We start from the raw sequence: 20504 nt of genomic DNA, 5'->3' as shown, positions 1-20504 counted from the left end.
TCGGGCCGGGCCACCGGTGATTCACCCGAAGTCCTGAACCGCGGCGGCGCTCGTGAGATGGTGCCAGAAGGCGTCGGAAGCGGGGGCGGGCACGGCGTCGGCTCCCGAGGCCTCCGGCGCGAGTTCACGCAGACCAGCTGAGGAGAGCGTCATGCCCATCGATCCGAAAGGCACACCGACCAACGAGAACGGCTCACCGGCCATCAGCGAGGAGCATTCCCTCACCGTGGGCCCCGACGGCCCCATCGCGCTGCACGACGTGCACCTGGTGGAGACCCTGGCCCACTTCAACCGCGAGCGGGTGCCCGAGCGCAGCCCGCACGCCAAGGGGTCGGGGGCCTTCGGCGAGTTCGAGGTGACCGGCGACGTCTCCGCGTACACCAAGGCCGACTTCCTCCAGCCGGGGCGGCGCACCCCGATGCTGGCCCGGTTCTCCACCGTCGCCGGGGAGCAGGGCTCGCCCGACACCTGGCGCGACGTCCGCGGGTTCGCGTTGAAGTTCTACACCCGCGAGGGGAACTTCGACATGGTGGGCAACAACACCCCGGTGTTCTTCGTGCGCGACCCGATGAAGTTCCCCCACTTCATCCACTCCCAGAAGCGCCTGCCCGACTCGGGGCTGCGCAGCCCCAACATGCAGTGGGACTTCTGGACGCTGTCGCCCGAGACCGCCCACCAGGTGGCCTACCTGATGGGTCCGCGCGGCCTGCCGCAGGACTGGCGGCACATGAACGGCTACTCCTCGGACACCTACTCGTGGACCAACGCCGAGGGGAGGCTCCACTGGGTGAAGTGGCACTTCATCAGCGACCAGGGCGTGAAGAACCTCAGCAACGAGCAGGCTGCTGAACTGGCCGGATCGAATGCCGACTACCACCGACAGGACCTCTTCGACGCCATCGCCGGCGGCGACTTCCCGAGCTGGACGGTCAAGGTGCAGCTGATGCCCTACGAGGACGCCCAGAGCTACCGGTTCAACCCCTTCGACCTCACCAAGGTGTGGCCGCACGGCGACTACCCGCTGGTCGAGGTGGGACGGTTCACCCTCAACCGCAACCCCGAGAACTTCTTCGCCCAGATCGAGCAGGCGGCCTTCGCACCGGCCAACACGGTGCCGGGCACCGGGCTGTCGCCGGACAAGATGCTGCTGGGCCGGGCCTTCGCCTACACCGACGCCGAGCGGGCCAGGATCGGGTCGAACTTCGACCAGCTGCCGGTCAACCGGCCCGAGGTGCCGACGAACGCCTACACGATCGAGGGGCACATGCGCTACGAGCACTCGGGCGCCGCGCCGGTCTACGCCCCGAACTCCTACGGGCGCGACTGGGGCACGCAGACCGGCACCGCCGACGACTCGTGGGCCAGCGACGGCGACCTGGTGCGCGCCGCGGCCACCCTGCACTCGGCCGACGACGACTTCGGCCAGGCCCACTCGCTGGTGCACGACGTGTTCACGCCCGCCGAGCGCGACGACCTGGTGGACACCATCGTCGACCAGATCCTCAACCACGACGTCGTCGAGCCGGTGCGCTCCCACATCGTCGAGTACTGGACGAAGATCGACGAGGAGGTCGGCCGGGCCATCGCCGTCAGGATCTGAGGCCCGCTCCCGGCGCCGGGGGGCCGGCGGTCCGCACGGTGGCACCGGCGGGCCGGCCGGCCCGATCCGCCTATAGTCCTCGCATGGCATCGGGTACCGCCGCGGGTTTCGGGCTGCTGGGCGAGCGCAGCTGGCCGGTGCGGATCACCGCCCTGCTGGTGGGCCTGGTGCTGTTCGGCGTCTCCTCGGGCCTGATGATCGTCTCCGGGCTGGGCAACATGCCCTGGGACGTGCTCCACCAGGGCATCGCGGCGCACACCCCGCTGAGCACCGGCCAGGCGGCGATCGGGCTGTCGGTGCTCGTGCTGCTGCTGTGGATCCCGCTGCGCCAGCGGATCGGGCCGGGCACCGTGGCCAACGCCGTGGTCGTCGGCGTGGTGATCGACGCCACCACCTCCGTGGTGCGCCGGCCCGGCCCCCTGTGGGCCGACCTGACGATGGTCCTGGGGGCGGTGGTCCTCAACGGCTTCGCCACCGTGCTGTACATTTCGCCGGCCTTGGGGCCCGGTCCCCGCGACGGCCTCATGACGGGCCTGGTGGCGCGCACGGGGAAACCGGTGGCGCTGCTGCGGTCGGGGATCGAGGTGGTGGTGATGGCCGCCGGCTGGGCCCTGGGCGGCCGCCTGTTCATCGCGACCTTCGTCTACGCCTTCGGCATCGGCCCGGTGACCCGCCTCTTCCTCGGGCTGGCAGCCAGGGTGCTGAGCCCTTCATCGTCACTGAGCCCTCACTCGACTGACTGACGCTCTCAGTGACGAAAGTGACGCCCTCACTGACGAAAGTGTCCCCATCAGTCTAGGAACTGAGGCTCTCAGTGTATAAACTGAGGCCATCACTGAGAGACCTGAGGTGCCGCCATGGAAGAGATGGAGATTCTTGAGACCGTCAACCGCCTGCGCAGGCAGCGCAGCGATGACGCGACGGTGGAGGCCAAGAGTGCTGTCGGTGGGGTGCCGAGAGATGTCTGGGCCACGGTGAGTGCCTTCGCCAACACCGATGGAGGAGACATTCTGCTCGGTCTTGATGAACGTCACGAGTTCGAGCCCGCTCCAGGTTTCGACGCCCAGAGGACGATCGACGCCGTGGCCTCCGGACTCATCGAGAAGCCTGGAGAGAGATCGAAAGTCACGCCGGTACCGCCCAACATCCTGAACCGTATGACCGTGGACGGGGCCCCGGTGGTGAACCTGAGGGTGGATCCGATGCCGGACGCCCCGGGGCCGTGCTTCGTCACGGATCAGGGAATCAGCAAAGGTTCGTACCGAAGGTGGGACGACAAGAACGTCCGGCTCAGTGCATACGAGATCTACCTGCTGAGTCATCGCACCGAGATGCTGGGGACCGATCGGGAGGTCGTGGACGGGGCGACGGTCGACGATCTGGACGAGGATCTCATTCAGACGCTGATCGAACGCCTGAGGAGACTCGGCTCACGGGCGGTCTCGGGTGCCGAGTCCGAACATGAGGTGAGGGTCAGGCTGAACCTCACGGACAAGAAGGATCGGCCTCTGCTGGCCGGGATGCTCTCCGCTGGTCAATACCCTCAGCAGTTCTACCCGCAGCTCTTCATCGACGTGACCACCCACCCCGACATCCGGAAATCAGATCCGGGAGCCGCGGTGAGATTCGTCGACCGCCGCATCTGCGAGGGGCCCGTCCCCCTGATGGTCAAGGACGCCGTGGCCGCCGTCCTCTCGAATCTCCGCACGGTTCATGTCGTGGACGGGGTCTCGGGCCGTGATGTCCCGGAGATCCCGGTGGAGGTTCTCCGTGAGGCCATTACGAACGCTCTCACCCATCGGGACTACAGCGTCCAGGCCCGTGGACAGCAGGTCGGAGTGGACATCTACACCGATCGGGTCGAGGTGACCAGCCCGGGCGGGTTCTGGGGAGGCGTCACGGCGGAGAACATCGCCGATGGTGTGTCACGGTCCCGCAACGAGAGCCTGGCCAAACTGCTGACCTTGGTCCCGATGCCGGGCGAGGACTCCACGGTGAGCGAGAACCAGGGGTCCGGGGTCCTCCTGATGGATTCCGCGATGCGTGCGCGGGGCCTCCCGGCCCCGCGGTTCGAAGCCACCATCGACCAGGTGCGGGTGGTCCTGGTCCGGGGCGTGCAGACCGGCGGGGCCGTCCCGGAACTCACCGACAAGCAGGATGAAATTCTGGACGCACTCCGCGGTCAGGACCAGATGACGATGCGCGAACTGGCACAGGCCACCGGGCGCAGCGTGCCGGCACTGCGACCACAGGTCAGGGGCCTGGTGGAGGCGGGCCTGGTGGAGGCGACCGCTCCGGCGACCAGCAGGAACAGGGCCTATCGCCTTCCGGACGGGGGGAAGTACGACGACCGATACTCCGTGACATACTGAGCCCCGGACACGGGGTGCGCGATCGGATGCGCTGAGAACACACCCGTGGAACCTGATCTAGTTCGGACTAGCGAAGGGATGTCCCGGTGACCTCTCACCTCCACCCGCTCACAGAGCCTCCGGCCGCCCGCGTACCCCGCGTCCTGTCGATCGCCGGGACCGACCCCTCCGGGGGCGCCGGCACCGCCGCCGACATGAAGTCCATCACCGCGGCGGGCGGCTATGGCATGACGGTCGTCACCTGCCTGGTGGCCCAGAACACCACCGGGGTGCGCGCCATCCACACCCCGCCGGTCGATTTCCTCGCCGCGCAGCTGGAATCGGTCTCCGACGACGTCGTGGTCGACGCCGTCAAGACCGGCATGCTCGGCACCGCCGGGATCATCGCGACGGTTGAATCCTGGCTGGACGCCCACCGGCCCCCGGTGCTCGTCGTCGACCCCGTCATGGTCGCCACCAGCGGCGACCGGCTGCTGCAGCCCGACGCCGAGGAGGCCATGCGCCGCTTCTGTCGGCGGGCCACTGTCGTCACCCCCAACATCCCCGAACTCGCCGTGCTGGCCGGCGCCGAGCCCGCCGCCGACCAGGACGCCGCCGTCGCGCAGGCCCGGGAGTGGGCCGCCCGGACCGGGGTCGCCGTCATCGTCAAGACCGGCCATCTCGACTCCCGGCTCACCACCAACCTGTGGGTCGGCCCCGACGGAGTCCTCGCCGAGGCGCCCAGCAGCCGCGTCGAGACCACCAGCACGCACGGCACCGGATGCTCGCTCTCCTCGGCCCTGGCCACCCGACTAGGAGCCGGTGACACCCCCGTGCGGGCCCTGAGATGGACCACCGACTGGCTCCACGAGGCCATCGAGCACGGCGCCGCGCTGCACGTCGGCAGGGGTCACGGCCCCGTCGACCACGGCCACCGGGCACGGCGTCTGGCAGTCGCGGCCTCACCCGCACCCTGGCTGGCCGACGACGCCGTGGCGCCGCGACTCGAGGCCCCCGACCAGCTGGCGCCCGGCACCGAACCGGCGCCGGCGTCCATCCCCGCGGCCGGACCGTGGACCCGGGCCCTGTGGAGGGCCGGCAGCGACCTGGCCCGCAGCATCCACGGCGGCGGTTTCGTGACGGCGCTGGTCGACGGCACCCTGCCGGAGCATGCCTTCACCTTCTACCTGGCCCAGGACGCCCGGTACCTCGCCGGCTACGCGCGGGCCCTCGCCGCGGTGGCGGCCGGCTCCACCGATCCGGCCGAGGTCGCCGACTGGGCGGGAGGGGCCGCCACCTGCCATCTCGTCGAGGCCGAGCTGCACCGCGGCTGGCTGTCCGGGCGGTCCTGCGCCCCCAGCCCGGTGACCAGCGCCTACGTCGACTTCCTGGTGGCCAGGACAGTCCTGGACGGCCACACCGTCGGCGTGGCGACCGTGCTGCCCTGCTACTGGCTGTACGCCGAGGTGGGGGCCGCGATGCCCGGAGTCGCCGACGACCATCCCTACGCCGCCTGGCTGCAGACCTACTCCGACGACGCCTTCACCGCCGCGACCTGGATCGCCATCGGGCACGCCGAGAGGGCCATGACCGACGCCTCGCCCGCCGAGCGGGCCGCCGCGGCCAGGGCCTACCTCATCGCCTGCCGCCACGAGGCCGAATTCTTCGACCAGGCCCTGCGCACCACCGGGGCCCTCTCATGACGCCCGACCTGCCGCACGGCGCCGACCAGACACTGAACGATGACAAGGGGATACACGTATGACAAGCGCGGACGAACTCGACCTTCGGTGCTACCTGGTGACCTCCGGTCACGACCGGCACACTGTCGAGACCGCTGCCGCAGCCGCCGCAGCCGGAGCCGGGATGATCCAAGTGCGGTGCAAGGAGGCCGGCACGGCAGAGCTGCTCGAACTGCTCACCGCCGTCGCCGAGGCCGTCCGCGACGTCGCCCCGGCCACCCGGGTGATCGTCGACGACCGCGCCGACGTGGCCTTCGCCGCCCGGTACGCCGGCGCCCCGGTGGCCGGGGTGCACCTGGGCTGGGACGACCTGCCAGTGGCGGCGGCACGGGCGATGCTGGGCCCCGAAGCGATCATCGGGATGACCACCGGCACCATGGAGCTCGTTCAGGGCGCCCAGAAGCTGGCCGACAAGCTCGACTACATCGGCTGCGGCCCCTTCCGGCCCACCCCCACGAAGAACTCGGGACGTACCCCCCTGGGTCTGGACGGCTACCCGCCGCTGGTCGCCGCCACCGAGCTGCCGATGGTGGCGATCGGCGATGTCAGGCCCTCCGACGCCGAGAATCTGGCCGCAACCGGGGTGGCCGGGCTCGCGCTGGTGCGGGCGATCATGGGCGTCGAGGACCCGGCAGCGGTGGTCCGGCGGGTGGTGGCGGCGTTCCCGGAGGTTCGCTGAGACGATGGCGTGCGCATTTTGCTAGCTGGAGGGCGCGGATCGAAACCTCCTGTCCGGAATCGGGCCTCCAGCGAGTGATATGCGCATCGGCCCGTCGAATAGGCTGGCATCCGGTGCCGCCGCCGTGGGCGGCCTGTGAAACCGAGGAGCGTCGAACATGTCAGTGAAGGAACTCGCGGGAATCCCCGATCACGAGCGGACCGTCCCCGCGGAGGTGGCCGAATCCTGGTTCCAGGTCTCCCCAGACCCGAAGCAGCTCGAGGGGCTGTGCTTCGACCGTTCCGGCGACCTCTACTTCGTCGACGTCTTCGAGGGCAACGTGTACAGGCTGGCGCTCCCGGCCAAGGAGCTGTCGGTCGTCACCACCCTGACCGGGCAGAACCCCTCGGCCCTCAAGATCCACCGGGACGGGCGGCTCTTCCTGTGCTGCCTGGCCAATATGCGTGACAACGGCTCGATCATCGCGATGGCTCCCGACGGCTCCCACCAGGAGACCATCATCGCCCCTGACAAGGGATTCGTCCCCGACGACATGGTCTTCGACTCCGACGGCGGGTTCTACTTCTCCGACTTCACAGGACCGGTCTTCAACCCCACCGGCGGCATCTACCACGTGCCGGCCGACCTCTCCTCGATCACCCCGGTGGTGCCCCATCTGGCGACCCCCAACGGCCTGGCCCTGTCCCCCGACGAGCACAGGCTGTGGGTCACCGAGATGGCCGCCAACCGGCTGCACTGGATCCAGCTCGAGGACGACCGGGTCTCGATACCGCCCTACGGCACGTCGGTCCCGTTCACCTTCTCCGGCCTGGAGGGCCCCGACTCCTGCTCGGTGGACGCCGACGGCAACCTCTACGTCGCCATGTACGAGCAGGGCCGGGTGCTGTGCTTCAGCGCCGAGGGGGTGCTCGTGAAGCAGATCCTGCTGCCGGACCGCGAGACCGGCCACAACCTGCGCTCCACCCACCCGATGATCATCCCGGGTACCAGCACACTGCTCATCTGCACCAACGACTTCGACGGAGACCAGGGTTCCTGGATCTTCGCCGCCGAGGCGCTGGGCAAGGCACACAGCTCCTACCAGTTCTCCTGATCAGCCGGCGGCTGGCCCTGTTGTGGCGCGGATCGTCAACGTCACCGGCAGGATCGTCCCCCGGGGCTCGGACGCCGGACCTTCCGGACTCATCCGCTGCACCGCCCGCTCGGCGGCGAAACGTGCCAGGCTCATCGGGTCCTGGCGTACCGAGGTGAGCAGGATGGGCTTCCTGGAGGCGATCTGGGAGTCGTCGAAACCGATCAGCGACACCTCGCCGGGCACGTCGACCCCGGCACGGACCAGGACGTCGAGGACCCCCAGTGCGCAGCGATCGTTGAAGGCGATGACGGCGCTCGGCAGCTCCGGAAGGCTCAGGATCCGCTCGGCGGCCTCGACCCCCTCGGCCTCGGTCATGCCGCCGCGCGCAATGATCACCTCATCGGTGAGCCCCCGGGTCTCCGCGGCATCCTGGAAGGCGTGTTCGCGTTCCCTGCCGCCCGGGGACACCGGCGCCGACAGGAATGTGATGTGGCGGTGGCCGAGCCTCACCAGATGGTCGAGGGCCAGGCCCATCCCCTGGGCATCGTCGGACACCACCCAGTCGACCCCGGCCGAGGGACAGCGGCGGGCCACCGACACCACCGGGATGGTGCCGCCCAGCTCGATGAGCTCCTCCTCGGGCATGCGGGGGCCCAGCAGGACGAGGGCCCCGCACCGGTAGGAGACCAGGTCCCGAATCGCGACCGCCTCGTCCCTGGCCTCCGAGACGGCCGACAGGATCAGCCTGTTCGGCATCCCGACGGTCGCCGTGTACAGCCCGTCCAGCATCTCGCTGTGGAAGGGTTGGCGGGTCTGGAAGACCACGCCGATATTGGTCGACCGGGCGGAGCGGAGGGAGCGGGCACTCTCGTCACGGACATAACCGAGACGATCGGCCACCTCCTGGACGCGTCGTCGGGTGGCGTCACTCGCCCCGGGGGCACCCCGGAAGATGATCGAGACCAGGGACTGGGAGACCCCGGCCTCCCGGGCGACGTCGCGCATGGTGGGGCGGCCGGAGTCCGCGGCGTGGGGCATCTCGTCTCCTGTCTCAGGCGCTGATCAGTGTAGAGGACGAGGCGCGGCCTGTTGACATCCACGAAAGCATGTCCATACAATCAACTGGTACGTATTAATTATTCGATCCAGGCGGCGGCGCGGAAGCCGCCTCAGAGGTCGTGACGGGACGAGGGAGTCCAGATGACGAGAGTTGCTGTGGTGGGTGCGGGGCGGATCGGGCGTCATCATGCCCGGTTGTTGACGGCCGGTGAGGTGGCTGGTCTGGAGTTGACGGTGCTGGCGGATCCGTTCGCCCCGGATCTCGACGAGTTGGCGGCCGGGTTGGGGGTGTCCCGGACGGTCCGTGATCCTCTGGAGCTGGCCGGCGATGATGGGGTGGATGCGGTGGTGATCACGGCTCCGGCGAAGTTGCATCCCGAGTTGATCGAGGCCTTCGCTGGGGCGGGTCAGCATATTTTCACTGAGAAGCCGTTGGGGGTCGACGTGGCCTCGGCCGCCCGGGCGGCCGCTGACGCCGAGAAGGCCGGCATCGTGTTCCAGGTGGGGTTCAACCGCCGGTTCGCCGAGTCGTGGGTGAATGCGAAGAAGGCTGTGGAGGCCGGTGTGGTGGGGTCGGTGCAGCGGGTGCATTCGTTGACCCGGGATCCGGGTCCGTTCGGCGCCGATCCGGCGAGGATCGCTGCGGGGACGGTGTTCAACGAGACGCTGATCCATGATTTCGACACGATCTGCTGGCTCAACGCCGGCTCGGAGCCGGTCGAGGTGTATGCGGTGGCTGATGCGCTGGTGGCGCCGCAGGCCCGGGAGTCGGGGTTCCAGGACTCGGCGGTGGTGGTGATCCGTTTCGACAATGGGGCGATCGCCACTGCGGAGGCGTCGTTCTGTGCGATGTACGGCTATGACCTGCGCGGTGAGGTGTTCGGGTCGGCCGGGATGGTGCAGATGGGCGATCCGACGAACACGGCGGCCCGGGTCTTCGACGCCTCCGGCATGCATGCCGACACCCGTGGCACCGATGAGTCGCGGTATCACGGCGCGTATCGGGGGGAGTTCCAGGCCTTCGCCGATCGGATCGGTGGGGCGGATGTGGCGGTGCCCGGTGCGGTTGACGGGTTGCGGGCGCAGTGGATCGCGGCGGCGTCGATCCGCTCGGCGGCAGAACACAGGCCGGTGGGCATCGACGAGGTCAAGTGAGACACGAGCAGGAACAGACAGAGGAGTAAGTGCGATGGAGCATGTGACCAACAGTCCGTTCACGCTGGCGGCGTGCGCGGAGATGATCTTCACTGATCGGCCGTTCATCGAGCGGGTGGAGCGGATCGCGGCGCGGGGTCTGCAGGTGGAGATGTGGGACTGGACGACCAAGGATCTGGAGGCGCTGGCGGGGGTCGGCGCCGATATCGGGTCGATGACCGGCTACATCTCGGGCACGCTGACCGATGACCAGGGCATCGAGGCGTTCCTGTCCTCGGCCCGAAAGTCGGTGGAGGCCGCGAAGGTGATCGGGTGTCCGAGGTTGAACTTCCACGGGACCGGGCTGGGTGAGGGCGGTATCCCGGTGGAGCAGGTGGAGACCGTGACCGGGGCCATGTGGGCCAGGGCCGCCCTGACCATCGAGAAGCTCGCGGCGATCGGCCAGGAGGCCGATGTCGTGTTCTCCCTGGAGAATCTGAATCTGCCGACCGATCATCCCGGGGATCCGTTCTCCCATCCGGGTGATACCAGGGCGCTGGTGGCGGCGGTGGACTCGCCCCATGTGCGGATGAATCTGGATCTGTACCACGCCCAGCTGGGCGACGGGCGGTTGATCGACACCTGTCGTGAGTCCCTGCCGTGGATCGGGGAGATCCAGATCGCCGATGCTCCGGGACGTTGCCAGCCCGGTACCGGGGAGATCTGCTACCGCAATGTGGCCAGGGCGCTGGACCAGATGGGCTACGACGGGGTGGTGGCCATGGAGGCCTTCGCCTCCGCCGATTCCGATGACGCCCTCGACGACTTCATCACCACCTTCTCAGACCTCGACTGAGATCCCATTCCACCCGTCAACGACGACGCGAAGGACACAGAAATGACAGCACCCGTGGAGCCAGAGAGCTCCTCCACCCCCACCCCGGGCCCAGACGCGGCCGCCCCCGACATCTCCGTCAAGGGCACACACATGAAGAAGAAGAGCATCCACCGCGTCGTCTTCGTCGCGACCCTGGGCGCCCTGGCCTTCGGTTTCGACACCGGCGTGATCTCCGGCGCCATCCCCTTCCTCCAACTGCCCACGGTCAAGGGCGGCCTGGCCCTGAGCGCCGACCAGGTGGCCACCGTCACCTCGTCGCTGGTACTGGGCGCCGCATTCGGCGGCATCCTCTCGGGCAACATGGCCGACAAGGGAGGACGCAAGAAGACTCTGCTCATCCTCTCCCTGCTGTTCATCATCGGGGCCCTGGGCACCTCCCTGGCCCCCACCGCCACCGTCATGGTGGTCTTCCGCTTCATCCTCGGTCTGGCCGTCGGCGGCGCGTCGGCCACCGTCCCGGTGTTCATCGGGGAGCTGGCGCCCACCGAGATGCGCGGGATGCTGGTGGCCCGCAACGAGCTCACCATCGTCACCGGGCAGTTGCTCGCCTACACCACCAATGCGGTGATCGCCAACGTCTGGCCCGGGCATCCGCACGCCTGGCGATTCATGCTCGTGCTGTGTACTCTGCCGGCCCTCGGGCTGTTCCTGGGCACCTTCACGCTCACCGAGTCGCCGCGCTGGCTGATGTCCAAGGGACGCCGCGCCGAGGCCCGCGACGTGCTGTGGCAGCTGCGCAAGGGGGACGACGTCTCCGGAGAGCTCGACGCCCTCCAGGGCCACATCGACAACATCAAGCAGGAGTCCAGCACCCGGTTCTGGAGCGACCTCAATGTGCCGTGGATACGCCGGATCACCCTGATCGGCATCGGCTTGGCCTTCCTGTCCCAGATGACCGGCGTCAACTCGGTGATGTACTACGCGCCGATGATCCTCATCGACACCGGCCTGGGGACCAGCGCATCACTGGTGGCCACCATCGGCAACGGCGTCGTCGCGGTGTGCTCGGTCGCATTCGGGTCGATGGTCCTGCTGCCCAGGTTCCGGCGCCGTCCGATGCTGCTGATCGGGCAGGTCGGCGTCACCTGCGCCTTGGCGGCGATGGGCGCCGTGTTCTCCTTCGGAGCCGAGGGGCCGGTGCGCTCCTACCTGGTGCTGGCCTTCATGATGCTCTTCCTGTTCTTCATGCAGGGTTTCGTCGCGGTGATCTTCTGGCTCATGCTGGCCGAGATCTTCCCGCTGCGGATCCGCGGCAAGGCGATGGGGGTGGCCGTGTTCGCCAACTGGATGGCCAACTATCTGGTGGCGCGACTCTTCCCGCCCCTGGAGGCGGCCCTGGGCGGCGGGGTGTTCTTCATCTTCGCTGCGGTGAACTTCCTGACGGTGTTCTTCTATCTGAAGTTCATCCCGGAGACGAAGGGCCGTTCGCTGGAACAACTCGAGGAGGACTTCGCCTCGGCCTGAGGCTCGGCAGTGCCGAGGCAGGCCCCGAACGAACGTGTACCGAGGACCTGCTCCGGCGCAGCAGGAGTGTGCGACACGCCCCCCGGGGGGCGTGTCGCCTGTCCGCGAGTCGTGGATCCTGAGACGAAGAGGCCTGTCATCCTCAGGATCGGGGTTTGTACCAGGGCTTTTCGTAAGGGGTTTTCCCGGGTTCTGAGATGAAGCTGAGAGTGAGATAAACGTGATTCTGAGCTTTTGTCTGCTTAGACTGGGGTGGTGAAACAGCGTTGGATCGTCATGATCGCGGCGGCTATCACCCTTGCGGTGGCCGGCGTGGCGGGCGCTGTCGCCATCGGGACGCGCGACGTCAGCGGTCGCGGCGCCATGAAGGGGACGGGGGCCCCTCCGCTGTCCTCCCGCACCACCGCGGCCGTCGACGCGGACGAGGCCCGGGCCCCGCGCGCGGTCCGCAATCTCCGCCTGACGGCCAGTAACGCCTCCAGTTTCACGGTCGGGTGGGACGCCGGCGACGCTACCCTGACCTCCCTCTTCGAGGTCACCGTGCAGGGTGGGCCGACCAAGCGCGTCGGGGTGACCACCTTCACCTATCCGTGGCTCGGCGCCTCTCGGGTGGTCATCAAGGTGAGCGCGATCAGCGCCTCGGGCACCTACAGTTCACCGGCGTCATTGACCATCACGCCGTCGTCGGTGCCTCAGAAGCGGCACGACGACACTGCTCCGAGAGCCACTCCCGGGGCCAATGGCGGCCATGCCTCGCGCCCGGGCAGCGCCACCTCGAAGTCGGGCTCGACATCGGGTGACACCGGCTCGCGCAATCCCGGCGGCAATCCGGCCACCGGCAGCGGCAGCGGTTCGGGCAGTGGAAGTGGTGCGGGCAGCGGCACCGGCAGTGGTTCGGGCACCGGCAGCGGCTCGGGCAGCGGCAGCGGTTCGGGCAGCAGGCCCTCCACACCGCCCGGTCCCACACACCCGGGCGGATCGGGGGGCACCACCTCGCCCACCCCGAAGCCCTCTCCCTCCACATCTGTCGACCCCTCCTCCCCGGGCTCCCCGGGGGGGACGGGCGAGGCCACCCCTTCCAGCCCGAAACCCACCACGTCCTCCCCGGCTGTGTCTCCCGAGAGTCCCACCCCCGAGGCCACGACGACCGCCACTTCGGCGGGCGAGCCCGCGCGGACCGAGGCCGATACCGGGTCGGTTCCCTCCGGGGACGGTGAACCCTCTCCGGTCCCGGCCCGCTGACGCCGGATTCCCCGCTCAACGAGGGTTTACGTCCCGGCCGGGACGAAACACCGCGATGAGCGGGGAATCCGGGAACTGCGATCAGGCGGTCAGGGCCAGCTGATCACTTCGCCAGGGCCGCCACCTCCGCATCGGTCAGCGCCCGGTCCCAGATCCGGGCGCCGTCCAGGGCCCCGGTGAGGTAGTCGACCGAACTGCCCTCCCACTGGCCGCGGCCCAGAGCCACGACGCCGGTGCTCGGCGAGGCCCCGTGGGCGGCGACCGTACTCACCAGCTTGCCGTCGAGGTAGAGCTTCAGCTGCTGGGTCGCGGCGTCGCGCACCCCGACAAGGTGATACCACCTGCCGGTCTCGGCGGTCACCGGGGCGACGGCGCGCGGCCCGCCCGCGAACGACATCGCGAAGCCGTTGATGTCGGCCTGGTTGCCGTACTGGAGGAAGAAGGAGCTCTTCTGATCGGCCCCGTCGGCGCTGAGGAAGGTGGCGTAGCCGCCCTTGGAGGGCAGCGAGGTCAGTTTGACCCAGCTCGAGACGGTGTAGCTCGCGGTGGTGTCGAGCTGCTTGACGGTGGTCTGGGCCGACTGCTTTCCGGCCAGCACCAGCGAGTGGCCGGAGCCGTCGGCACCGGTACCCCAGGTGACGCCGTCACCCAGGTAGAGGGTGTTGCCGAATTTCGTCGAGTCCTTGGCGACCGTGCCCGATCCCTCATCCATCGACCATCGGGCGACGCCCTCCTTGCCGCCGACCGGCTTGTGGCTGCCGGGCGCCCCGGATCCGGCCCGGATCACCTGCTGGTTGGCGGCCCGCACCTTGGCCTTGTCCATCTTCTGCACCTGCCTGTCATAGGTCCACAGGCCGTTGACCTCGCCCTCGACGTCGGTGGTCTGGGTGTACACCGATCCCGACAGGTTGTTGCCGGCGGCCCTCACCAGAGCGGCGGTGTTCTTGACGTAGGCGGCCGTCAGAGCGGCGGAATCGGCCACCTCGCCGTACGGATTCACCGATCCACCGGGCCACACGTGGCCCGGCACCGACAGGGAGAACCCGCCGTGCTCGCCGTTGATGGCCGCCCTCGTGGCGTCCGGGGAGGGGAAGGCCGGCCCGGTGTACTGATGCCAGTCGATGACGTCGCCGGCACCCGAGTCGCCGTGCGAGTTGCAGCAGTTGACGCCGGAGTGGGCGTTGACCAGCCGGCTCGGGTCGAGCTTCTTGACGGTGGCCGCCAGTTCGGCGGTGCCCTCCTTGCTCCACTCGCCCCAGCCCTCGTTCATCGGGACGTAGCCGATGATCGAGGTGCTCCAGGAGTGCTGAGCGACGATTTCGGAGAGCTCCTTTTTGAACTGGTCGCGCGTCGCCGAAGTGGCGTTACCCCCGTTGTTGGCGGGCATGTCCTGCCAGACGAGCATGCCCTGCCGGTCGGCCTCGTAGTACCAGCGCGCCGGCTCCACCTTGATGTGCTTGCGGATGGTGTTGAAGCCGAACTCCTTGGTCTGCCGGATGTCCCACTTCAGCGCCTCATCGGTCGGCGCGGTGTAGACGCCGTCGGGCCAGTAGCCCTGGTCGAGGGTCGACAGCAGGAAAGTCGGCCGCCCGTTGAGCAGGATCTTGTTGACCCCGTCGACCTTGCCGATCGAGACGGTGCGCATCCCGGCGTAGCTGCTCACGACGTCGGCCCCGGACGCGACGGTGACGTTGTAGAGGTGCGGATCGTCGGGACTCCACAGGTGCGGGCGCCGGATGGTGACGTTGGCCCAGTCGCCGCCCTTGGCGGTGGCCCGGCCGACGACGCGGTGGCCGTCGCGGACCGTGACGGTGACCTTCTGACCGGCGAGCCTGTCGCCTGTTGTCAGCACCTGAAGCTGGCTCTTGGCCAGATCGGTGCGGTAGGAGACATTGGTGATCGACGCCGTCGGGGTGGGCTCCATCCACACGGTCTGCCAGATGCCTGACGCCGAGGTGTAGAAGATGCCCGACGGGTTCGGTGTCTGCTTGCCCCGGGGCTGGTCGCCGGTGGTGTCGGTCACCTTGACGACGAGCTCGTTGGTGCCGCGTCTCAGAGCGTCGGTGGCGTCGGCGGTGAAGGCCTCGTAGCCGCCGGTGTGATGGGCGACCTGCGTGCCATTGACGTAGACGGTGGCGTCGTAGTCCACCGCGCCGAAGTTGAGCTTGAGGCGCTGGTGGGTTCCGATCCGCCACGACGCGGGCACGGTGAAGGTGCGCCGGTAGGCGAAGTGGTCCTCATGGCGCCCGATCCCCGACAGCGTCGACTCGAGGGCGTAGGGGACGGTGACCTTCTCCTTGTAGGCGGCACCGGAGCCGTTGACCGGTGCCGCAGCGCCCTTGGCAAGGGTCGCCAGTCCCCACTGGCCGTTGAGGTTCCTCCACTGGGTGCGTACCAGCTGGGGGCGCGGGTATTCGGGCAGCGGATTGTTCTTGTCCACCTTGGAGGCCCACGGGGTCGACATCCGATAGGTCGACCCGTTGGTGGCGGGCAGGTCGAAGGCCTTCACCGCGGTGCCGCCAGAGGTCAGGGTGCCCTTGCCGTTGTAGGCCAGGCGCACCTGGACGCCCTTCTGGATCGGTGCCTGGACGCTCACGGTGAGGCGCTTGCCCGAGATGCCGGCCGAGGAGACCGGCAGCGCGGTGCCGTCAGCCAGGACGGTGAGCTGGGAGGGGTCCACCGATCCCGACAGCGCGGAGTCGAACTCCGCGCTGAGGGTGCGACCGCTCTCGGCCACGGCGATGTCGGCCCATTCCCCGTCATAGGAGGAGGGCAGTCGGAAGGCCGAGCCGGGGACGACCTGTCTGGCGATCCCGGGGCCCGCCCATTCCAGCTTGATGTTGGCCCCGCCGTCGTTCTGGAACTGCTCGAACTTGAACTCGTGGGCCCCTGAGGAGAGTTGGATGGACTTCGACGTCTGCGGCTTGTCCCACTGGTCGACCCACCAGTCGAAGACCTGGACGCCGTCGATCCACATCCGGAAGCCGTTGTCGCCGGTGGCGGTGAAGGTGTACGCCCCGGTGGTGGGCGCCTGGAGGGAGCCGGTCCAACGGACCCCGGCCTTCTCCTTGACCCCGGCGTAACGCTGGTAGTTCGGCACCATATTGGCGACGTTGAGGTTCTGCTCCACCACGGTGGCCTTGTGAGTGCCGAAGGTGAAGTCGGAGTTGAGCAGATAGTAGTCGGCCTGGAGCCCGGCGTGGGCTGAGACGGCCGACGGGGACGCCGTGGTCGGCGTGGTGGAGACAGTCGGTGTGGTGGAAGCGGTCGGCGTGGCAGTGGCGCTCCGGGTGGAGCCGGGCGTGCTCGCCTCGTCGGCGTTCGCCGCGGGTGCGACTGCGCCGAAGGATGTTGCGATCATGGCCAGGCTGACAAGCGCGGCCGCCGGTAGTCGGTGTCGTCTCATGAGTTTCCCCCTCGGGAATCAACGGTGATTCTCCGTATTCGGTTGTGGGTTCCCCATTCAGTTGTGTCTCCCGACGATCACTCACGCGAGACCCGTTCTGGCTCTCCCGATGCTGGAATGCGGTCTCTCGGGAGTGATCGTCGGAGGGTTCAGATCCCCGGTACCGCGGGTTCGGGCTCCGGGGCGTCCTTGGCGGCCTCCTGGGCGGTGGCGGCATCGCCCCTGTTGCGGGCCTGCATCCGCGACAGGTAGGTCTGGACCACCGCGACCACCACGAGCAGGACGCCGTTGACCACGGACTGCCAGTTGGAGTTGGAGAGTCCGAGCCGGTTGATGAGGTTGGCGACCAGTTGGAGGATCGTGATGCCGGCCAGCGACCCGATGATGGTTCCGGATCCTCCGGTGAGCATCGTGCCGCCCAGCACCACGGCGGAGATGGCGGTGAGTTCGAGGCCGACGCCCAGGGTGGTGACGCCCGAACCGGTGTAGGAGGCGGTCATCGCCCCGGCAAGTCCGGCGAGCATCCCCGAGACGGTGTGTGCGACGAGCAGTGAGCGTCTGACGGGCAGGCCCATCAGCCGGGCGGCCTCCTCCTGGCCGCCGATGGCCAGCAGGGTGACGCCGTAGGAGGTGCGCTTGGAGACGACGACCCCGATGATGAACAGGATCACCACCAGCCACACCGTGTTGCCGATTCCCAGGATGTTCCCGTTGGCCAGCGAGGTGAAGCCGGAGGAGGGGGCCACGTGGTGGGTGACCGATCCCTCGTCGGTGATGAACAGCACGAGTCCGCGGGCGAACATCATGCCGGCCAGGGTGACGATGAAGGCCGGGATCCTCGTGCCGGCGACGATCATGCCCTGCACCAGGCCGATGATCCCGCAGACCACCAGTGGGGCCAGCAGCGCCGGGATGAACCCGGCCGAGGAGGCCCATGCGGCGAGCACGCCGCCCAGCGCGTAGAGGGATCCGATCGACAGGTCGATGCCGCCGGTGAAGATCACGAAGGTGAGGCCGAGGGCCAGAGGAGCGTAGAAGGAGGCCTGGCGGGCGATCTGGCCGAGGTTGGATCCGGTGAGGAAGCCGTCGAAGGCCACGGCCATGACGATCACCATGAGGATCAGCACCGCCCAGGAGCCGTTGCGCTGGAGGAACCGGGACATCTGGGCGAGACGGCCGGGCCGCTGGGCCTTGACGGCGGTGATGTCAGCTGGTGTGGAACTCATGACTTCCGCCTTCCGACCTGGGTGAAGACGGCGGCGACGATGACGACCGCCTCCACCATCTGCGCCATCGAGTCCGGCGCGTTGTGCGAGACGAGGGTGGCCGCGATGAGCTGCATCAGCAGGGCGCCGGCCACCGTGCCGAGGACTCTCACCTTGCCGCCGTTCAGCGAAGTGCCGCCGATGACGACCGCCGCGATGGCGTCCATCTCCATCAGCAGGCCGACCGTCTTGGGGTCGGAAGCCTGGGTGCGGGCGGCGACGATGATCCCCGACAGGGCTGCCAGCAGGCCGTTGATGGCGTAGACGGCCAGCAGCACCGCCCCGATCCGCACTCCGGCGAGCTTGGTGGCCAGCTTGTTGGCGCCGATCGATTCCAGATTGAGGCCGAAGGTGGTGCGTCGCACCAGGAAGGCGACGATGAGCACCACGATCAGCCCGATGAGTACCGAGTAGGGGATGCCGAGAACTGATTCGGTACCCAGTGCGACGATTCCCGGATCGTCGATGGTCTTGATGGATCCGGCGATGACGTTGGCCAGGCCCCGGCCGCCGATCATCACCGACAGTGTGGCGACGATGGGCTGGAGGCCGACGACGGCCACCAGAAATCCGGCGAAGAGGCCGCAGGCGATGCCGAAGAGCAGGCCGATGAGGATGGCCGGCGCGGAGCCGTAGCCGATGTAGAGCGGTACGACGGCCGCCGAGAGTGCCATCACCGCGCCGACCGACAGGTCGATGCCCTGGGTGCCGATGACCATCGCCATGCCCATCGCCACGATGAGTGTCGGGGCGGTCTGGATGAGCTGGAGGCGCAGGTTGGACGCCGTCATGAAGTGGTCGGTGATGGCCATGTTGAGCAGCAGGAGGATGACCAGGGCGACGTAGACGCCGTACCGGGAGATCCAGGTCATCACTGCGGGGGAGGACTTCTTGCCGGTGGGCTCCTCGGGAGGCGGCGTCGCTCCCCTCGTCGACGAGCCGGTGGTGGCCCGGGATGTCGATATCACTGTGTGGTCGCCTCCCCGGCCTGGTCGGCCGTTTCCTGCGCATCGCCCGCCTGGTCGATCATCGGTTCGTCGGTGATCGACTGAGCGGGCTCGGTGCCGACGAGCACCTGCAGGAGGCGTTGATTGGTGAGTTCCTCGCCGTCGAGCTCCCCGCTGATGCGCCCGTCGCGCAGCACGACGGCGCGGTCGGAGCCGTCTGCGATCTCCTCGGTCTCCGAGGAGATGAGGATGACGGCGTAGCCTCTGGCGGCCAGGTCGTCGATGAGCTGCTGCACCTCGGCCTTGGCGCCGACGTCGATCCCGCGGGTGGGTTCGTCGAGCAGCAGCACCTTCGGATCGGTGGCGAGCCAACGGGCCAGCAGCACCTTCTGCTGATTGCCGCCGGACAGTTCGGAGGCGAGCTGTTCGGGCCCCGAGACCTTGATGTGGAGCCGGTCGATGTACTCCTCGACGAGTTTGCGGCTCTTGGCCGCCGAGATGACGCCGAACCGCGAGACCTTCTTCGGCACCGCGATCATGATGTTCTCGCGGACGGTGAGATCGGGGATGATCCCCTCGGCCTTGCGGTCCTCCGAGAGCATCGCGATTCCGGCGTCCATGGCGGAGTGGATCGAGTTGCGGCGCACCTTGCGGCCGTCGACCTCGACCTCGCTGGAGGTGGTGGGCAGGGCGCCGTAGACGGCCTTGACGGTCTCGGAGCGTCCGGCGCCGAGCAGCCCGGCCAGGCCGAGGACCTCGCCGGGGCGCACCGACAGGGATACGTCGTGGAGGCGCCCGGTGACGTTGAGACCCTTGACGGTGAGTTTCGGAGCCTCCTCGGCGGCCGTGTCGGTGCGTTCGAAGCTGGTGGCGCCCTGGTGGGCGACCTCCTCGATGTCGCGGCCGAGCATCAGCGAGATGAGCCGGCGTCGGTCCAGCTCGGCCATCGTGCCGGTGTGGACGACGCGGCCGTCGCGCAGCACGGTGACCTCGTCGCAGACCTCCCACAGCTCGTCGAGCCGGTGGGAGACGAAGATGAGGGCCTTGCCGGCGTCGCGCAGCCTGCGGACGATGCTGAAGAGGGTCTCGACCTCGCGGCGTTCCAGGGAGCTGGTGGGCTCGTCCATGATGACGACGTCGGCCTCGATGGTGACCGCGCGGGCCAGCGCGACCATCTGCTGGACGCCGAGTCCGAGGGTCTCCAGATCGGCGGTGACGTCGACGTGGAGGCCGAAGCCGTCGAGCACCTCCTGGGCTCTGCGGTCCATGGTGCGGGTGTCGATGAGTCCCAGCCTGGTGCGCGGCTCGCGACCGAGGTAGACGTTGCGGGCGATCGACAGCTTCGGGATGAGGTTCACCTCCTGGTAGACCGTCGAGATGCCGGCGTCCTGGGCGTCGGCCGGTCGGTTGAAGCGTGCGGGCTCCCCGTGCAGGAGGATGCTGCCGTCATCGGGCTGGTAGACGCCGGTGAGCACCTTGATGAGGGTGGACTTGCCGGCGCCGTTCTCGCCGATGAGGGCGTGGACGGAGCCGGGCCGCACGGAGAAGCTCACGTCGTCCAGGGCCTTGACGGTGCCGAAGGCCCTGGTGACGTGGTCCGCCTCGAGCGCCGGTCCGGAGCCCGGTCGGGATGCAGCCATGA

General features: G+C 68.5%; 16 protein-coding genes and 1 riboswitch. Of the genes, 10 read left to right on the top strand and 6 right to left on the bottom strand.

The window, feature by feature from the left end; translation table 11 throughout:
* Positions 1 to 21 precede the first annotated feature (21 nt).
* Positions 22 to 153, bottom strand: coding sequence for a hypothetical protein (locus tag JS278_RS16625; protein ID WP_281269206.1), 132 nt, complete (start codon positions 151 to 153; stop codon positions 22 to 24).
* Between JS278_RS16625 and JS278_RS15090 the strand changes: the two genes are divergently transcribed.
* The 6 genes from JS278_RS15090 to JS278_RS15060 all read left to right on the top strand — a co-directional run bounded on the left by JS278_RS15090 (position 152) and on the right by JS278_RS15060 (position 7465).
* Positions 152 to 1600 (top strand): catalase, encoded by a 1449-nt coding sequence (locus JS278_RS15090; RefSeq protein WP_114045907.1) that lies wholly within the window; start codon positions 152 to 154, stop codon positions 1598 to 1600. The genes JS278_RS16625 and JS278_RS15090 overlap by 2 nt on opposite strands.
* 83 nt (positions 1601 to 1683) lie before the next feature.
* Positions 1684 to 2343 (top strand): membrane protein YczE, encoded by a 660-nt coding sequence (gene yczE / locus JS278_RS16110; protein WP_181833763.1) that lies wholly within the window; start codon positions 1684 to 1686, stop codon positions 2341 to 2343.
* 114 nt (positions 2344 to 2457) lie between these two features.
* Positions 2458 to 3972, top strand: coding sequence for an ATP-binding protein (locus tag JS278_RS15075; protein ID WP_114045905.1), 1515 nt, complete (start codon positions 2458 to 2460; stop codon positions 3970 to 3972).
* Positions 3973 to 4068: riboswitch (TPP riboswitch) on the top strand.
* Entirely contained in the window at positions 4059 to 5654 is a 1596-nt protein-coding gene (locus JS278_RS15070) for a bifunctional hydroxymethylpyrimidine kinase/phosphomethylpyrimidine kinase (RefSeq protein WP_114045904.1), read from the top strand. (Overlaps the previous riboswitch by 10 nt.)
* Positions 5655 to 5712: 58 nt before the next feature.
* Positions 5713 to 6372, top strand: a complete 660-nt coding sequence (locus JS278_RS15065; RefSeq protein WP_114045903.1) for a thiamine phosphate synthase — start codon at positions 5713 to 5715, stop codon at positions 6370 to 6372.
* A 157-nt stretch (positions 6373 to 6529) separates the two neighbouring features.
* Positions 6530 to 7465, top strand: coding sequence for an SMP-30/gluconolactonase/LRE family protein (locus tag JS278_RS15060; protein ID WP_114045902.1), 936 nt, complete (start codon positions 6530 to 6532; stop codon positions 7463 to 7465).
* Here the strand turns inward: JS278_RS15060 and JS278_RS15055 are convergent, their stop codons facing one another.
* Positions 7466 to 8485, bottom strand: a complete 1020-nt coding sequence (locus JS278_RS15055; RefSeq protein ID WP_114045901.1) for a LacI family DNA-binding transcriptional regulator — start codon at positions 8483 to 8485, stop codon at positions 7466 to 7468.
* Positions 8486 to 8647: 162 nt separating this feature from the next.
* Between JS278_RS15055 and JS278_RS15050 the strand changes: the two genes are divergently transcribed.
* From JS278_RS15050 to JS278_RS16105, 4 genes are all read left to right on the top strand, one after another.
* Entirely contained in the window at positions 8648 to 9661 is a 1014-nt protein-coding gene (locus tag JS278_RS15050) for a Gfo/Idh/MocA family protein (protein ID WP_114045900.1), read from the top strand.
* Positions 9662 to 9695: 34 nt separating this feature from the next.
* The gene (locus JS278_RS15045; RefSeq protein WP_114045899.1) at positions 9696 to 10496 is read left to right on the top strand and encodes a TIM barrel protein; all 801 of its coding nucleotides are present in this window, start codon (positions 9696 to 9698) and stop codon (positions 10494 to 10496) included.
* 42 nt (positions 10497 to 10538) lie between these two features.
* Positions 10539 to 12002: a sugar porter family MFS transporter gene (locus tag JS278_RS15040; RefSeq protein WP_114045898.1), complete on the top strand. Its 1464-nt coding sequence runs from the start codon at positions 10539 to 10541 to the stop codon at positions 12000 to 12002.
* A 255-nt stretch (positions 12003 to 12257) separates the two neighbouring features.
* Positions 12258 to 13244 (top strand): hypothetical protein, encoded by a 987-nt coding sequence (locus JS278_RS16105; protein WP_181833762.1) that lies wholly within the window; start codon positions 12258 to 12260, stop codon positions 13242 to 13244.
* Positions 13245 to 13347: 103 nt separating this feature from the next.
* On the opposite strand, the gene JS278_RS15030 is transcribed toward JS278_RS16105, so the two are convergent.
* The 4 genes from JS278_RS15030 to JS278_RS15015 all read right to left on the bottom strand — a co-directional run bounded on the left by JS278_RS15030 (position 13348) and on the right by JS278_RS15015 (position 20502).
* Positions 13348 to 16605, bottom strand: coding sequence for a LamG-like jellyroll fold domain-containing protein (locus tag JS278_RS15030; RefSeq protein WP_114045897.1), 3258 nt, complete (start codon positions 16603 to 16605; stop codon positions 13348 to 13350).
* A 194-nt stretch (positions 16606 to 16799) separates the two neighbouring features.
* Positions 16800 to 17876 carry an ABC transporter permease gene (locus tag JS278_RS15025; protein ID WP_114045896.1) on the bottom strand — a complete coding sequence of 359 codons (1077 nt, stop codon included), beginning with the start codon at positions 17874 to 17876 and terminating at the stop codon, positions 16800 to 16802.
* Positions 17873 to 18883 carry an ABC transporter permease gene (locus tag JS278_RS15020; RefSeq protein ID WP_245935144.1) on the bottom strand — a complete coding sequence of 337 codons (1011 nt, stop codon included), beginning with the start codon at positions 18881 to 18883 and terminating at the stop codon, positions 17873 to 17875. The genes JS278_RS15025 and JS278_RS15020 overlap by 4 nt, the downstream gene beginning before the upstream one ends.
* Positions 18880 to 20502, bottom strand: coding sequence for a sugar ABC transporter ATP-binding protein (locus JS278_RS15015; protein WP_245935143.1), 1623 nt, complete (start codon positions 20500 to 20502; stop codon positions 18880 to 18882). Before JS278_RS15015 ends, JS278_RS15020 begins: the two co-directional genes overlap by 4 nt.
* Positions 20503 to 20504: the final 2 nt, after the last annotated feature.

The sequence above is a fragment of the Acidipropionibacterium virtanenii genome, from assembly GCF_003325455.1.
In the GTDB taxonomy this organism is placed as follows: domain Bacteria; phylum Actinomycetota; class Actinomycetes; order Propionibacteriales; family Propionibacteriaceae; genus Acidipropionibacterium; species Acidipropionibacterium virtanenii.
The sequence above is the reverse complement of the archived record's forward strand: the minus strand, read 5'-3'. Positions and strand labels throughout refer to the sequence as shown.